The organism is Dokdonella sp., from assembly GCF_036518555.1.
GTDB lineage: Bacteria > Pseudomonadota > Gammaproteobacteria > Xanthomonadales > Rhodanobacteraceae > Dokdonella_A.
Window position 1 is genome coordinate 1 of record NZ_DATDMY010000064.1, and the last position, 15806, is coordinate 15806.

A 15806-nucleotide genomic window follows, 5' to 3' on the forward strand; every position below is an offset into this window, starting at 1 on the left:
TATCGAAGAGCGCGTCAAGAAGATCGTGGTCGAGCAGCTCGGCGTGAAGGAAGACGAAGTCACCCCGAACGCGTCGTTCGTCGACGACCTCGGCGCCGACTCGCTGGATACGGTCGAGCTGGTGATGGCTCTGGAAGAAGAGTTCGAGTGCGAGATTCCGGACGAGGAAGCCGAGAAGATCACGACCGTCCAGCAGGCGATCGACTACGTCAAGGCGCACGTCAAGGCCTGATCGCGCGCCATCGCGTTCCGCGAAGCTGCGCCCACGAGGCGCAGTTTTGCTTTTTATGAACAGTGCGGCCAGGACGGCCGATCTTGCTCGCGCGATCGGGGACGATCGCAAAGGTGAACTATGAAGCGTCGCGTCGTCGTCACCGGTCTCGGCATCGTCAGCCCCGTCGGGAATGACATCGCCACCGCGTGGTCGAACATCACCGCCGGCAAGAGCGGCATCGGTCCGATCACCCATTTCGATGCATCGACGTTCCCGACGCGCATCGCGGGCGAGGTGCGCGACTTCGACCCGACGCAGTTCGTCGCGGCGAAGGACGTCAAGAAGATGGACCCGTTCATCCACTACGGCATCGCGGCGTCGGTGCAGGCGCTCGCCGACGCGGGCCTGCATCCTCACGAGCACGACGAGGAGCGCATCGGCGTCGCCGTCGGTGCGGGGATCGGCGGCATTGCGACGATCGAAAAGACCTCGATCACCTACCACGAGCACGGCCAGCGCAAGATTTCGCCGTTCTTCGTGCCGAGTTCGATCATCAACATGGCCTCGGGCAACCTGTCGATCATGCTCGGCCTGAAAGGGCCGAACATAGCCTGCGTGACCGCATGCACGACGGCGACGCACAACATCGGCCTCGCGATGCGCATGATCCAGTACGGCGACGCCGACGTGATGATCGCGGGCGGCGCCGAATACTCGACCGTCGGGACCGCGATCGGCGGCTTCTGCTCCGCGCGCGCGCTGTCCACGCGCAACGACGAGCCCGAGAAGGCGAGCCGCCCGTGGGACCGGGATCGCGACGGCTTCGTGCTGTCCGACGGCGCCGGCGTGCTCGTGATCGAAGAGTACGAGCACGCGAAGAAGCGCGGTGCGCGCGTCTACTGCGAACTGGTCGGCTTCGGCATGAGCGGCGACGCGTACCACATGACCGCGCCGAGCGAGAACGGCGAGGGCGGCGGACGCTGCATGGTCGCGGCGATCAAGGACGCGGGCCTCGCCCTCGACGACGTCCAGTACATCAACGCGCACGGTACCTCGACCCCGGCCGGCGACGTCGCCGAAGTGCACGGCATCAAGGGCGTGTTCGGCGACCGAGCGAAGAAGCTCATGGTCAGCTCGACCAAATCGATGACCGGCCACCTGCTCGGCGCCGCAGGCGGCGTCGAAGCGATCTTCTCGATCCTCGCGCTGCGCGACAACGTCGTGCCGCCGACGATCAACCTCGACCATCCAGGCGAAGGCTGCGATCTCGACTTCGTGCCGAACACCGCGCGCGACGCCAAGCTCGACGTCGTGTTGTCGAACTCGTTCGGCTTCGGCGGCACCAACGGCACGCTCGTTTTCCGCCGCGCGTGAGTGGAGCCTGAGACGTCGAAGGGCCGCAGGGCTGGCCAAGCACAAGGATTGAAACACGAAGCACACAGAGCACACGAAGAATCATATTCATCATCTTCTGCTTTCTCGGTGTGCTCTGTGTGCTTCGTGTTTCAAACTCATGCTTCTGCACCAATGTCCGAAGAGCCATGAACCACGTCGCCAGGGAAATCGCCGGCGCGCGTGATCTGCTCGCGCTCTCCGCGGCGCATCCGCAGCGTTATCCGGGCCTGCTCGAGAGCGTGGCGCGCGGCAACGCGCGTGCGCGCCATGACGTCCTGTTCGCGTTTCCGCAGCGGGAGCTGCGCCTCGCCGACGGCGTCGTGCGCGACGAGCGCGGCGTCGCATGCGGCACGCGCTTCCTCGCTGCGCTCGACGCTGCGTGGCGCGCGGAGCGCGTCGAGCGCGGCGCGGACGAACTGCCGTTCCATGGCGGGTGGCTGCTCTACCTCGGGTACGAACTCGCCGCCGAGATCGAGCCGACCCTGCGCCTGCCGGCGAGCGAGGGCGCGATGCCGACCGCGCTCGCGCTGCGTTGCCCTGCGGCGATCGTCGTCGACCACGAACGCGCGCGCACCGTGCTCGTCGCGGAAGCCGGCCGCGAGGCATTGCTCGACGCGCTGGAGGCCGACCTCGACGCGCATGCGCGGTTCGAGGCGCTTGCGTGCGGCAGGATCCTCATCGAAGAAGACGAACCGCGGCGATTCCTCGACGGCGTCGCCCGCGTCCACGAGCACGTGCGCGCAGGCGATGTGTTCCAGGTCAACCTGTCGCGGGCCTGGCGCGCGCGCTGCGCGCGCAGGCCGCGTCCGGTCGACCTCTACGCCGCGTTGCGGCGCGCGAATCCGGCGCCGTTCGCGGGCCTGCTGCAGCGCGACGACTGGGCGGTCGCGAGTTCCTCGCCCGAACGCCTGATCGAGTCGCGCGGGACACGCGCGCAGACGCGCCCGATCGCGGGCACGCGACCGCGCTCGCCCGGCGACGACGACGCCGCGCGCATTCGCGAACTCGCGGGCCATCCGAAGGAGCGCGCCGAGCACGTGATGTTGATCGACCTCGAACGCAACGATCTCGGCCGCGTGTGCGTGCCGGGCAGCGTCGAGGTCGACGAGCTCATGGCGATCGAAAGCTACGCGCACGTCCATCACATCGTATCGAACGTGCGCGGCGAGCTGCGCGCCGGCGTATCTCCGGGCGAGGCGATCCGGGCGGTGTTCCCGGGCGGCACGATCACGGGCTGTCCCAAGGTGCGCTGCATGCAGATCATCGCCGCGCTCGAGGGCGTCGGTCGCGGTGCCTACACCGGCGCGCTCGGCTACCTCGATCGCAGCGGCGACCTCGACCTCAACATCCTCATCCGCACGCTGACCCTGCAGGGGCGCGACATCGCGTTCCGCGCCGGCGCGGGCATCGTCGCCGACTCCGACGCGTCGCGCGAGCTCGAGGAGACGCGCGCGAAGGCGCGGGGCCTGCTGCGGGCGCTCGGAGCGTGACGCCGGTGCGCGGTTGCCGCTTCAAGCCCGCAGCGAATCCGGTTACGCTGCCGCGATGATTCCTTCGGCGCCTCGAGCACGATGCGATGCCCAACGCGGTGGCGCGGTCCTGCGCGTGCTGCTCACGCTCGTGCTGGTCGGCCTCGTCGGCGGCGGCGTCGCCGCGTGGTTCGACTATCAGCGCTACACCGCCACCGCGTTGCCGGTCGCCGGCGACGCAGCGACCGTCGACGTGCCGCGCGGAGCGAACTATCCGCAGATCGTCGCGGAACTGCGCCGCATCGGCCTCGTCGGGCGCGACGTCCGAGCGATGGTGTATTGGCGCGCGCTCGGCCGTGAACTCGGCGTCGCCGGCCGCCTGCACGCGGGCGAGTATGCGTTGCCGCGCGGCATCACGCCGCGCGAACTGTTGCGTCGCATGGCAGCGGGCGAAGTCGTCCAGCATCGCTTCACGATCGTCGACGGCTGGACCTTCCGCCAGCTGCGCCTTGCGCTCGCCAACGAGCCCGGTCTGCAGCAGACGCTGCCGGGCAGCAGCGACGAGGACATCGCGCGTCGACTCGGCATCGCCGACGGCAGGCCCGAAGGCTGGTTCCTGCCCGAAACCTACTCCTTCGTGAAGGGCGAGGCCGACGTCGACGTGCTCGAGCGCGCCCACGCGGCGATGAAGAAGACGCTCGAGCAGCTCTGGCCGCAGCGCTCCGCCGAGGTCAAGCTCGACTCGCCGTACCAGGCGCTGATCCTGGCCTCGATCGTCGAGAAGGAGACCGCGCAACCGGCCGAGCGCGCCCAGATCGCCGGGGTGTTCGTGCGTCGCCTCAGGTTCGGCATGCGACTGCAGACCGACCCGACCGTGATCTACGGCATGGGCGAGAACTATGCGGGCAACATCCGCCGCAGCGACCTGGAGACCGACACGCCGTACAACACCTACACGCGCGACGGCCTGCCGCCGACGCCGATCGCGCTCCCCGGCAGCGTCGCGCTGCAGGCGGTGCTGCATCCGGCGCCCGGCGATGCGCTCTACTTCGTCGCGCGCGGCGACGGCAGCCACGAGTTCTCGCCGACGCTCGACGCGCACAATCGCGCCGTGCAGAAGTACCAGTTGCATCGCGCGCAATGAGCGGCCGACTGGTCACACTCGAAGGCGGCGAGGGCGCCGGCAAGAGCACCGTGCTCGCCGCGGTGCGCGAGCGGCTCGAGCACCACGGCATCGACGTCGTCGTCACGCGCGAGCCCGGTGGCACGCCGTTCGGCGAGGCGGTGCGCAAGCTCGTGCTCGATCCCGCGCACGGCGGCGTGTGCGCCGAGAGCGAGCTGCTGCTGATGTTCGCCGCGCGCGCGCAACTCGTACGCGAATTGATCCAGCCTGCGCTCGCCTCGGGCCGCTGGGTGCTGTCGGATCGCTACACCGATGCAAGCTACGCCTACCAGGGGGGTGGCCGTGGCCAGCCGCTCGAGCGGATCGCGGAACTCGAGCGCTGGGCCGCGCCGGTCGTGCCCGGGCTCACGCTGCTGCTCGACCTGCCGGTCGCGCAGGGCCTTGAGCGCGTTCGTGCGAGAGCGCTGCCTCCCCTGGCGCAGTTCGATTCAACGCCGGCACTGGATCGCATCGAAAGCGAGCCGGATGCCTTTTTCGAGCGTGTGCGCGCCGCGTACCGTGCGCGCGCGGCCGCCGATCCTGCGCGTTTCCGCATCATCGACGCGAGTCGCCCCGTCGACGACGTGCGCGCCGCGGCCGTCGCCGAGGTCGACCGTTACGTCGCCGCCGTGCGGGTGATCGCGTGAGCGTGCAGCCATGGCTGGCCGAACCGTGGCGCCAGCTCGCCGCAGCGCTCGCGCAGGGGCGACTGCACCACGGCCTGCTGTTCGCCGCGCCCGCGGGTTACGGCAAGCGCGCGCTCGCGACTGCGCTCGCCGCGGCCGCGCTGTGCGAGCGGCGCGGCGACGACGGCCATGCCTGCGGTCGCTGCCGGGGCTGCCTGCTGTTCGCGGCGGGCAGCCACCCCGATTTCACCCGTGTCACGTTCGAGCTGCGCGACGACGGCAAGCCGCGCACGGAGATCACGATCGACCAGATGCGCGCGCTGTCGCGACGCCTCGCGCTCGCGAGCCAGTTCGGAGGGCTGCAGCTCGCCCTCGTCGATCCGGCCGACCGCCTCAACCTGAGCGCGGCGAACGCGCTGCTGAAGACGCTCGAGGAACCGGCGAGGGCGACGATCCTGCTGCTCGTCGCCGACGAGCCGGCGCGCCTGCCGCCGACGATCCGCAGCCGGTGCCAGCGGATCGACGTGCGCGCGCCGTCGCGAGCGGAAGCGCTCGCATGGCTGCGCGAGCAACGCGTCGACGCGGCGGCCGCAGCCGCGGCGCTCGATGCGAGCCTCGGCAATCCGGGCCTCGCGCTCGGTTGGAGCGCCGACGACATGCTGGCGTTGCGCAAGGCCTGCGCCGACGATCTCGCCGCGCTCGCCCGCGGCCGCCGCCGCCCCGCCGACGTCGCCGAGGCGTGGGCGGGCGACCGCCCGCAGGAGCGCCTCTGGTTCGCCGCGGTGCTCGCGCGGGACGAGGCGCTGGCGATCGCCCGCGGTGGCGCTGGCGCGCTCGGCTTGACCGCACGCGAGGAAATCCCGAAGCTAGCCGCATGGTTCGGACGCGCCAACCAGGCGCGCGGCCTGCTGGCGACGACGGTACGCATCGATCTGGTGCTGCTCGAGCTGCTGCGCGGTTGGTCGCCGGACGACGAGCGGGCATGATGCGGCGAGGCGCCGGGCGCGCCACGCGGGTCGCCGGCGGGACGCCGGATGGAATGGCGTCCGCGGCGAGGGTCGCGGACACGCACGATCGAAGGGGTGGCTGAATGGCAACGCCGGCAATGGGCGGAGCGCCGCGACAGGGCATCCTGTCGCTCGCGATCAAGGACAAGGGCGCGCTGTTCAACGCGTACATGCCGTTCGTGCGCGGCGGCGGCCTGTTCGTGCCGACGACGAAGCGCTACAGCCTCGGCGACGAAGTCTTCATCCTGCTCTCCCTGATGGACGAGAAGGACCGCCTGCCGGTCGCCGGCAAGGTCGTCTGGATCACGCCGGCCGGCGCGCAGGGCAACCGCATGGCCGGCATCGGCGTGCAGTTCAACGAATCCACCGACGGCGAAGCCGCGCGCACGAAGATCGAATCGATCCTCGCCGGCATCATGGGGCAGGAACGCCCGACGCACACGATGTGAGCGTCCGCGGCGGATCGCGGCGATGCGCATCCTCATCCTCGGTGCCGGCGCGATCGGCGGTTACTACGGCGCGCGCCTGATCGAAACGGGTGCCGACGTGTCGTTTCTCGTGCGTGCCGCGCGCGCGCGGCAGCTCGCGCGCGAGGGCTTGCGCGTGCATGCGTCGCGTGGCGACTTCACGCGACCGGTGCGTGCGCTCGAACGCATCGATCGCGCCTACGACCTCGTCATCGTGTCGACCAAGGCCTACGACCTCGGTGCCGCGATCGACGCACTGCGTCCGGCGGTCGGGCCGTCGACGCTCGTGCTGCCGCTGCTCAACGGCATCGCCCACCTGGACGCCCTCGACGCGGCGTTCGGCGCCGACCGCGTGCTCGGCGGCCTGTGCCACATTTCGGTCACGCTGGAGCCGGACGGTGCGATCCGCCAGTTCGGCGCACTCGAACGGCTCACGTTCGGCGATCGCCGCGGCGCGGCGGTGCGCGCGGACGTCGCATCGACGCTGCGCGCGCTCGGCGACGCGGTCGTCGAGAGCGCGGACATCCTCGCTGCGATGTGGGACAAGTTCGCGTTCATCGCCACGCTCGCCGGCGCGACGTGCCTCATGCGCGGTTCCGTCGGCGACATCGTCGCGGTCGTGGACGGCGCCGCGCTGGTGGCGCGCCTGCACGGCGAATGCTGCGCGGTCGCCGCCGCGAGCGGACATGCGCCGACGCCGGCGTCGATCGCATCGGCGCAGTCGATCCTGACCGCGCGGGGCTCGCCGCTCAAGGCGTCGATGTTGCGCGACCTCGAACGCGGCGCTCGAACCGAATGCGAACACATCCTCGGCGACCTGCGCCAGCGCGCGCACGCGCTCGAGCTCGACGTGCCGCTGCTGATCGCGGCGCTGGCGCACCTGCGCGTGTACGAGTCCGCGCTCGCGGCGCGCCCGGCGCACTGAGGCCGGTGCGAGGGCGGTCGCGATTCAGCGCGACGAGCGCGACAGGGCGGTCGGCGCAGGGTCGGCCGGGACGGCCGTTGCCGCCGAGGCGCGCGTACGCAGCGGGGCGCCTTCGCGACGATCCGCGCGCGCGCGGTCGTTGCGCTGCCGCTCGCCGAGGTAGCCCTTGAGCGCGGCCATCGCGTACTCGTAGCTGCGGTCGACGAGCGACTGGACTTCCCGCCAGCCGAACATCCGCACGCCCTGCACCGGCATGCGCAGGTGCAGGTCGGCGAGTTCCTCCCGAGAACCCGGGCCGGTATCGCGCGTCGGCGTGAAGCCGCTGACGAGCAGGCCGAACAGGGACACGCGCGACGGATTGGTGCGCCGGTGCAGCAGCGCCTCGGGATCGGGGCCGACGATGCCGGGCGCGTCGAGGCCGCCTCCGGCCGCGACGTCCGAAGCGATGATCGGTCCGCGGCCGAGCGCATGCATGACGTCGATCGGCAGGCAATTCGCGACCGCACCGTCGACGAGCAGGCAGCCGTTCCACGCGACCGGGGGCGCGATGCCGGGCACGCACATGCTCGTGCCGACCCAGACCGCGAGCGAGCCGCTGTCGTGGACTTCCTGGCGGCCGCGCGTGAGGTTGCTCGTGATGCAGAAGTACGGTACGCGCAGGTCCTCGATGCGGACATCGCCGAACACGCTGCGCAGGCGCTTGAGGAACTTGCGGCCGCGGATGAGCGATACGCTCGGCCAGACGTAGTCGTTGAGGTAGTTCCTGTCGACGAACGTCGCGCGGCCGATCGCGAGCATGTCGCGGCTGCTGGCGCCGGTCGCGTGCAGGGCGGCGAAGAACGCGCCCATGCTCGTGCCGCCGACGAGGTCGGCCGTGATGCCCAGATCCTCCATCGCGCGCACGAGGCCGATGTGAGCGAACCCGCGCGCGCCGCCGCCGCCGAACACGACGCCGAGGCCGTGGCCGGTCAGCTGGCGCGCGACCGCGTCGTGGTCCGCCTGCGCATCCGGTCGCGCGAAGTAGTGCGAGCGCGCGCCGAACAGGACGCGCCATTCGAGGATGTCGCCCGCGGGGGATCCGTCGGGGCGCAGGACCAGCAGGTCGACCGGGGTGCGTGGCGCATGCTGGCGCAGGGTGCGAGCCAGGGCGACGCCCGGCTGCCCGCCGTCGCCCTGGACCACGACGATGACGCGATCGGACTGGCGCAGGCAGCGCTCGGTCCACTGCTCGCCGGTCGCGTCGCTCCAGAGCACGAGATGGCCGCCGGCGAGTTCGCGCCGCTCGAGCCAGGCGCTGATGATGCGGTGGCGATCGCCGTCGCCGAAGGCCGTCTGCGCGGCGCCGTCGCCGAACTGCTTGTCGACGTCGGCCGCCCCGATGCAGCGCACGACCTTGCCCGTCTTGCGCATGCCGCCGACGAGGCGCTCGACGAGCGGTGCGAGCCGGACGCCCGCTTGCGCGCGGATCACCGCGACCGTGCGGTTGCCGCGCGCCGCGTCGAGGCGTGCGCGCCGCGCGGGGCGCCGGCTGCGTCGCGCGATCGTCCCGCACAGCGCGAGCAGCGCGGACGGATGCCGGGAAACGATGTCGAGCAGGGCCATCCGGTTGATCCGCAACAGCAACGAGTCGCGCAGCGCGACCACGTCGGCGCCGCGCGTCTCGCCCGACAGCAAAGCCATCTCGCCGACCGGCTGGCCGCGCCCGATCTCGCCGATGACCGTGCCGTCGGCCTGCTGTGCCTGCAACCGACCCGTGGCGACGACGTAGAGATAGTCCGGCAGGTCGCCTTCGCGGAACAGCATGCGGCCTCCGCGCAGTTCCTCGATGTCGAAGCGCGCCGCGATCGCCTCGAGCGCATCGGGCGCGATGTCGCGGAACAGCGGACTGGCGGAGAGTACGGCCTTCTTGTCCATCGCGGAGCCCCTGCGTGATGGGCCAAGCTTAGCAGTGGGCCCGGCGCCGCCGCGCGACGACGGCGACCGGGCGTGTCGCCGGCGCGGCGGGCGGGCCGCAGCGCATCGGGCGGATCACGCCGGGCGAACGCGCCGATTACGCCGAGGCTTCGAGCGCGTACTGCTTGACCTTCGCCAGCATCGACGCGAGGCCGTTCGTGCGTGTCGGCGAGAGGTGGCGGGCGAGGCCGATCGCTTCGATGAAGCGGGGCTCGGTGGCGAGGATCTCGGCGGCCGACCGGCCCGAATACACGCGCAGCAGCAGCGCGATCAGGCCGGACACGATCGAGGAATCGCTGATCGCGCGGAAATCGAGCCGCTGCGCACCGCCGGCCGGCACGAGCCACACCTGCGACTGGCAACCGCTCACCTTGAACTCGTCCCGCTTGAGCTCGTCCGGGAACGGCGGCAACGTGCGCCCGAGGTCGATCAGGTACTGATAGCGTTCGGTCCAGTCGCCGAAGAACGCGAACTCCTCGGCGATCGCCGCCTGCGCCTGTTCGGCGCTCGCTTCCGCGGGCTCAGGCTGCGCGTTCATCGCCCTTCGCCACCTTCCAGCGCGGTCCCTGCGCGGTGTCCTCGACGACGACGCCCATCGCGAGCAACTGCTCTCGGATGCGGTCGGCTTCGGCGAAGTTGCGCGCCTTCTTCTCCGCCACGCGCAGATCGACGAGCCGCTGGATCTCGGCTTCGTCGAGCGCAGGGCCGCCGGCGGCCCGCTTGAACCAGGCCTCCGGATCCTGCTGCAGGATTCCGAGCAGGCTCGCGGCAGACAGCAGCGCCGACTTCGCGGCCCGTCGCGCATCGGGCGACTCCGCCGCGCGCGCCTCGCCGGCGAGGCGCGCGATCACCGCGAGGGCCTCGGGCGTGTTGAGGTCGTCGCACAGCGCGGCTTCGATCTCGGCCGGCACGTGGTCGGCGCGCGCGTCGACGTCGGCGAGACCACGCAGCGTGCCGTAGAGGCGGTCGAGCGTGCGGATGCTCTGCTCGACGAGCGCATCCGACCAGTCGAGCGGCTGGCGGTAGTGCGCGCTCAGCAGCGCGTAGCGCAGCGCCTCGGGCGGATACCGGTCGAGGAGTTCGTGCAGCACGCACACGTTGCCGAGCGATTTCGACATCTTCGCGCCGCCGAAGTCGAGCATGCCGTTGTGCACCCAGTAGCGGGCGAACACCTTGCCGCCGTGCGCGCACGTGCTCTGCGCGACCTCGTTCTCGTGATGCGGGAACATGAGGTCGTTGCCGCCGGCGTGGATGTCGATCGTCTCTCCCAGGTGCGCCGCGGCCATCGCCGAGCACTCGATGTGCCAGCCTGGCCGGCCGACGCCCCAAGGCGATTCCCAGCCGGGTTGTTGCGGGTTCGACGGCTTCCACAGCACGAAGTCGCCCGGCTCGCGCTTGTACGGCGCGACGTCGATGCGTGCGCCCGCGATCATCTCGTCGAGCGGGCGGCGCGACAGCTTGCCGTAGTCGGCGTAGCTCGCGACCGAAAACAGCACGTGGCCCTCGGCCGCGTAGGCATGGCCACCCGCGATGAGCTGCTCGATCATCGCGACGATCTGCGCGATGTGCGCGGTCGCGTGCGGTTCGACGTCCGGAGGCACGACACCGAGCCGGCCCATGTCCTCGCGGTAGATCGCGGTGTACTTGTCCGTGATCGCGGCAATCGGGACGCCGTGCTCCTGCGCCGCAGCATTGATCTTGTCGTCGACGTCGGTGATGTTGCGCGCGAACACGAGCCGCGGATAGTGGCGCCGCAGCAGCCGGGTCAGCACGTCGAACACGACCGGGCCACGCGCATTGCCGATGTGAACGTAGTTGTAGACGGTCGGCCCGCACAGGTACATCGTCACGCGCGCGGGATCGGCGGGGACGAACTCTTCGGTCCGGCGGGTCAGGCTGTTGTGGAGTCGGAGCGGCATCGGTCGGGGCCTTTCGTGGACCCTGAATGATACCAGCGCCGGCGCGGCCGGCCGGCGCCGTGCCCGTGCGCGGCCGCGCGCGGCCGGCTGTGCGGGGGCGTTCGCGACGCCGAGCCGTTTTTTCCCGGTGGCGGAAAGGCTTAGGGCTGGGTTCAGCGATGTCTTGCTGTAATGGCGGCCAAGGATGAACGGCTGCGTACCGGAATGGAGCCGGCGAGCGATCGGCGTACGCAGGGACTTCAGTGGAGGCGAGATGAAATTGATGGTGGCGGCAGCGTTGCTCCTGGCGGGAACCCAGGTCGGCGCGCAGGACCGTGGCTACGCGTCGGATGAACCGGGCTCGGCGGACAACGTCAAAGTCGCGTGGGCCGACGTGCTGCGGGTCGACCCGATCTACGACCAGGTGCGCGTCAGCGATCCCCACGAGGTCTGTGACGAGGTTCCGGTCGAGCGCCGCGTCGACGACGGCAACCGCGCCGCGGGCACCGTGCTCGGTGCGATCGTCGGCGGTGTGCTCGGTAGCACGGTCGGCAAGGGCGACGGTCGCCGCGCGGCCACGGTCGCGGGCGCGGTCGTCGGCGGCGCAGTCGGCAACAATGTCGCGCGCGGGGACGGCCGTTACGTCGACGGCGTCGAGCGCCACTGCCGGGTCGTCGACGACGGCGCGCGCGAGAGCCGCATCGTCGCCTACGACGTGCAGTACCGGTACCGCGGCGACGTCTACATGTCGCGCCTCAACTACGATCCGGGTGATCGCCTGCGCGTGCGCGTGAGCGTCGCGCCGGCCGAGTAGGGCCGCGCAGGCACGAATGAGGCCGGGGTTTTCCGGCCTTTTTCGTTCCGCGCTGGGCTTTTTCGCAGCGGGCTTATTGCGTCGCATCAGGTTTGCCGCTAAGGTCCGCCGACCCGTTGAACGCCGTGAGCACGATGTCCCGAATCGCCGCCCAGCCGCAGATCGTCACCAGCGCCCGCATGGCCGCCGGGATGACCTCGCGCGCGCGTCGACCGGAACCGAGCCATCCCGCCGGGTAGCCTGTCGCGCGTTCTTCACACGAATCGACGAAAAACCCGGCCCCTGCGCCGGGTTTTTTTGTTTCCGCCTTCTGCGTTTCGTCCACGTCCCTGAGCGCGGCTGGCTCCGCGCGAAGGACAAACCGGCCGTACCGGGCCGGACTTTTCAACCAACGGCAGGCTCCGATGACAACTCGCCATTTCTTGAGTACCCAGGACTGGTCGCGTGCCGACCTCGACGCGTTGCTTGCGCAGGCGGCCGCGTTCAAGCGCACGAAGGCGGGGCGTGAGCTCGCCGGCAAGTCGATCGCGCTGCTGTTCTTCAACCCGTCGATGCGCACGCGCACGAGCTTCGAGCTGGGTGCGTTCCAGCTCGGCGGCCATGCGATCGTGCTCGCGCCCGGCAAGGATGCGTGGCCGATCGAGTTCGACGTCGGCACGGTCATGGATGGCGAGGCCGAGGAGCACGTCGCCGAGGTCGCGCGCGTGCTGTCGCGCTACGTCGATCTCAACGGCGTACGCGCGTTCCCGAAGTTCCAGGACTGGTCGGTCGATCGCGAGGATCGCGTGATCCGCGCGTTCGCGAGGTATGCGACCGTGCCCGTGATCAACATGGAAACGATCACGCACCCGATGCAGGAACTCGCCCACATCCTCGCGCTGCAGCAGCACTTCGGTACGTCGGACCTCCGTGGCAGGAAGTACGTGCTGACCTGGACCTGGCATCCGCGGCCGCTGAATACCGCGGTCGCGAACTCCGCGCTGCAGATCGCCACGCGCTACGGCATGGACGTGACCCTGCTGTGCCCGACCCCCGATTACCTCCTCGACACGCGCTACATGGACTTCGCGCGCGCCAACGCGGAGGAGAACGGTGGCTCCTTCAACGTGTGCCACGATCCGGATCTCGCCTATCGGGGCGCGCACGTCGTCTACGCGAAGAGCTGGGGAGCGCTGCCGTACTTCGGTCGCTGGGCCGACGAGAAGCCGATCCGCGATGCGCACAAGCACTTCATCGTCGACGAACGCAAGATGGCCCTCACCGACGGCGGCGTGTTCAGCCATTGCCTGCCGTTGCGCCGCAACGTGAAGGCGACCGATGCGGTAATGGATTCGACCGCGTGCATCGCGATCGACGAAGCCGAGAACCGCCTGCACGTGCAGAAGGCGGTGATGGCCGCCCTCGTCGCTCGCGACGAGCGAAGCGCCGAGGGCTGAGGCCCGCGGGCCGGAAGCCTTTTTCGCGCACCCGCGTCGCACGCGCATTGCCAACACCACCCCAGGAATCGACCATGCCTTCGCAGCCTCCAGCCCTCGGCCCACGGCCCTTCGGCAAGAACATCGTCCTCGCGTTCAGCGGTGGCCTCGACACGAGCTTCTGCGTGCCGTGGCTCAAGGAGCGCGGGTGGGCCGTACACACCGTGTTCGCCGACACCGGCGGCGTCGACGTCGACGAGCGTGACTACATCGAGCAGCGCGCGCGCGAGCTCGGCGTCGCGTCGCACGTGACCGTCGACGGCGGTCCGGCCATCTGGAACGGTTTCGTCAAGCCGTTCGTATGGGCCGGCGAAGGCTACCAGGGCCAGTATCCGCTGCTCGTCTCGGATCGCTATCTCATCGTCGACGCCGCGATCAAGCGTGCGCACGAACTCGGCACGCGCGCGATCGCGCACGGCTGCACCGGTATGGGCAACGACCAGGTGCGTTTCGATCTCGCGGTGAAGGCGCTCGGCGACTATGAGATCGTCGCACCGATCCGCGAGATCCAGAAGGAACACACGCAGACGCGTGCGTACGAGCAGGCGTATCTCGAAGAGCGCGGCTTCGCCGTGCGCGCGAAGCAGAAGCACTACACGATCAATGAGAACCTGCTCGGCGTGACGATGTCCGGCGGGGAGATCGACCGCTGGGAGGCGCCCGGCGAAGGCGCGCGCGGCTGGTGCAAGCCGCGCGGCGAATGGCCGCCGCAGCCGATGCGGGTGACGATCGGCTTCGAGGACGGCGAAGCCGTGCTCGTCGACGACCAGACCTTGCCGGGACCGGTGCTGCTCGGCGAACTCAATCGCGCGTTCGCGCACTACGGCGTCGGCCGTGGCATCTACACCGGCGACACGACGATCGGGCTCAAGGGGCGCATCGTGTACGAGGCGCCCGGCCTCACCGCGTTGCTCGTCGCGCACCGCGCGCTCGAGGAAGCGGTGCTGACCAAGCAGCAGAACCGCTTCAAGCCCGAGGTCGCGCGCAAGTGGGTCGAACTCGTTTACGAGGGCTTCTTCCACGACCCGCTCAAGGCCGATCTCGAGGCGTTCCTGAAGAGCTCGCAGCGCCAGGTCACCGGGCTCGTCACGCTGGAGACGAACGGCGGCAGCGTGCATGCGGTCGCGGTGCAGTCGACGCACATCCTCAACGCGAAGGGCGCCACGTATGCGCAGTCCGCCGACTGGGGCGTCGCCGAAGCGGAGGGCTTCATCAAGCTGTTCGGCATGAGCTCGACGCTGTGGGCGCAGGTCAACCGGCCGTGAGCACGCTGCTCGACCGAACGCTCGTCCATCTCGACGCGCTGGTCGGATTCGACACGCGCAATCCACCGCGCGCGATCGACGCCGGGGGGCTGTTCGACTACCTGCGCGCGCAATTGCCCGGCTTCCGCGTCGACGTGGCCGATCACGGCGCCGGCGCGGTGTCGATGCTCGCCGTGCGCGGCGCGCCGCGGCGCGTGTTCAACGTGCACATGGACACCGTGCCCGACTCGCCCGCCTGGAGCGCCGATCCGCACCGCCTGCGCGTGAACGGCGAGTGCGCGATCGGCCTCGGTGCCTGCGACATCAAGGGCGCGGCCGCGTGCCTGCTCGCCGCCGCCGCGGACACGCGCGGCGATGCCGCACTGCTGTTCACGACCGACGAGGAAGCGAACGACGCGCGCTGCATCGCCGCGTTCCTCGCCCGCGACCACGGCTTCGCCGAAGCGATCGTCGCCGAGCCGACGCGCTGCGAAGCCGTGCTCGCGCATCGGGGCATCAGCTCGGTGCGGATGAAGTTCCGCGGCGTCGCCGGCCACGCGTCGGCCGCGCAGGCGCTGCAGGCGAGCGCGCTGCACCAGGCCGTGCGTTGGGGCGACGCTGCGCTGGATCTCGTCGAGGCGCAGGCGCACGCGCGCTTCGGCGGCCTCACCGGCCTGCGCTTCAACATCGGCCGCATCGAGGGCGGCATCAAGGCGAACATGGTCGCGCCTTCGGCGGAGCTGCGCTTCGGCTTCCGGCCGTTGCCCTCGATGTCGATCGACGCGCTGCACGAGCGCTTCGCCGCGCTCGTCGAGGCCGGCTCGATCGAGCGCTACGAGGAGACGTTCCGCGGCCCGTCGCTGCCGGCCGGCGACGTCGCCGACGCCGAGCGCCGCCGACTCGAGGCGCGCGATCTCGCCGATGCGCTCGAGATGCCGATCGGCAACGCGGTCGACTTCTGGACCGAAGCCTCGCTGTTCTCGGCCGCGGGTCTCACCGCGATCGTCTACGGGCCGGGCGACATCGCCCAGGCCCACGCGGCCGACGAATGGGTCGCGCTCGACCAGCTCGCCACCGCGGCAACCACCTATCAACGCCTGCTGGAGTGCTGAAGCATGAACGCTTCGAACCGATCCTCGGCCATCGACCTCGCGAGC

General features: G+C 70.3%; 16 protein-coding genes. 12 read left to right on the forward strand and 4 right to left on the reverse strand.

Translation table 11 applies throughout. The features are described 5' to 3' along the window. Position 1 precedes the first annotated feature (1 nt). The 8 genes from acpP (at position 2) to VI238_RS03950 (ending at position 7265) form a co-directional block, all read left to right on the forward strand. A complete protein-coding gene (gene acpP / locus VI238_RS03915; RefSeq protein WP_331648657.1) occupies positions 2-232 on the forward strand; it encodes an acyl carrier protein in 231 nt (76 codons plus the stop codon). 120 nt (positions 233-352) lie between these two features. After that, a complete protein-coding gene (fabF, locus tag VI238_RS03920; protein ID WP_331648659.1) occupies positions 353-1588 on the forward strand; it encodes a beta-ketoacyl-ACP synthase II in 1236 nt (411 codons plus the stop codon). Between the two features lie 167 nt (positions 1589-1755). Further along, a complete protein-coding gene (locus VI238_RS03925; protein ID WP_331648661.1) occupies positions 1756-3099 on the forward strand; it encodes an aminodeoxychorismate synthase component I in 1344 nt (447 codons plus the stop codon). Positions 3100-3154: 55 nt separating this feature from the next. Beyond that, a complete protein-coding gene (gene mltG, locus VI238_RS03930) occupies positions 3155-4222 on the forward strand; it encodes an endolytic transglycosylase MltG (protein ID WP_414650025.1) in 1068 nt (355 codons plus the stop codon). Next, positions 4219-4887: a dTMP kinase gene (tmk, locus tag VI238_RS03935; protein WP_331648665.1), complete on the forward strand. Its 669-nt coding sequence runs from the start codon at positions 4219-4221 to the stop codon at positions 4885-4887. Before mltG ends, tmk begins: the two co-directional genes overlap by 4 nt. Next, entirely contained in the window at positions 4884-5852 is a 969-nt protein-coding gene (gene holB / locus VI238_RS03940) for a DNA polymerase III subunit delta' (protein ID WP_331648667.1), read from the forward strand. The genes tmk and holB overlap by 4 nt, the downstream gene beginning before the upstream one ends. Before the next feature lie 119 nt (positions 5853-5971). Then, positions 5972-6322, forward strand: a complete 351-nt coding sequence (locus VI238_RS03945; protein WP_331648731.1) for a PilZ domain-containing protein — start codon at positions 5972-5974, stop codon at positions 6320-6322. Between the two features lie 22 nt (positions 6323-6344). Next, positions 6345-7265 carry a 2-dehydropantoate 2-reductase gene (locus VI238_RS03950; protein WP_331648669.1) on the forward strand — a complete coding sequence of 307 codons (921 nt, stop codon included), beginning with the start codon at positions 6345-6347 and terminating at the stop codon, positions 7263-7265. A gap of 24 nt (positions 7266-7289) precedes the next feature. Here VI238_RS03950 and VI238_RS03955 read toward each other — a convergent pair whose 3' ends face one another. The 3 genes from VI238_RS03955 to cysS all read right to left on the reverse strand — a co-directional run bounded on the left by VI238_RS03955 (position 7290) and on the right by cysS (position 11137). Further along, entirely contained in the window at positions 7290-9179 is a 1890-nt protein-coding gene (locus VI238_RS03955) for a patatin-like phospholipase family protein (RefSeq protein ID WP_331648671.1), read from the reverse strand. Positions 9180-9315: 136 nt separating this feature from the next. Beyond that, positions 9316-9756 (reverse strand): SufE family protein, encoded by a 441-nt coding sequence (locus VI238_RS03960; protein ID WP_331648673.1) that lies wholly within the window; start codon positions 9754-9756, stop codon positions 9316-9318. Beyond that, positions 9740-11137, reverse strand: a complete 1398-nt coding sequence (gene cysS / locus VI238_RS03965) for a cysteine--tRNA ligase (RefSeq protein ID WP_331648675.1) — start codon at positions 11135-11137, stop codon at positions 9740-9742. The genes VI238_RS03960 and cysS overlap by 17 nt, the downstream gene beginning before the upstream one ends. A 253-nt stretch (positions 11138-11390) precedes the next feature. On the opposite strand from cysS, the gene VI238_RS03970 reads away from it, so the two are divergent. Further along, entirely contained in the window at positions 11391-11930 is a 540-nt protein-coding gene (locus tag VI238_RS03970; protein WP_331648677.1) for a glycine zipper 2TM domain-containing protein, read from the forward strand. 73 nt (positions 11931-12003) lie between these two features. Here VI238_RS03970 and VI238_RS03975 read toward each other — a convergent pair whose 3' ends face one another. Continuing rightward, entirely contained in the window at positions 12004-12255 is a 252-nt protein-coding gene (locus tag VI238_RS03975) for a hypothetical protein (RefSeq protein ID WP_331648679.1), read from the reverse strand. Between the two features lie 79 nt (positions 12256-12334). Between VI238_RS03975 and VI238_RS03980 the strand changes: the two genes are divergently transcribed. The 3 genes from VI238_RS03980 (at position 12335) to VI238_RS03990 (ending at position 15761) form a co-directional block, all read left to right on the forward strand. Further along, positions 12335-13366 (forward strand): N-acetylornithine carbamoyltransferase, encoded by a 1032-nt coding sequence (locus VI238_RS03980; protein WP_331648681.1) that lies wholly within the window; start codon positions 12335-12337, stop codon positions 13364-13366. Positions 13367-13440: 74 nt separating this feature from the next. After that, positions 13441-14670 (forward strand): argininosuccinate synthase, encoded by a 1230-nt coding sequence (locus tag VI238_RS03985; protein ID WP_331648683.1) that lies wholly within the window; start codon positions 13441-13443, stop codon positions 14668-14670. Next, positions 14667-15761, forward strand: a complete 1095-nt coding sequence (locus VI238_RS03990; protein ID WP_331648686.1) for an acetylornithine deacetylase — start codon at positions 14667-14669, stop codon at positions 15759-15761. Before VI238_RS03985 ends, VI238_RS03990 begins: the two co-directional genes overlap by 4 nt. The last annotated feature ends 45 nt before the right edge of the window (positions 15762-15806 follow it).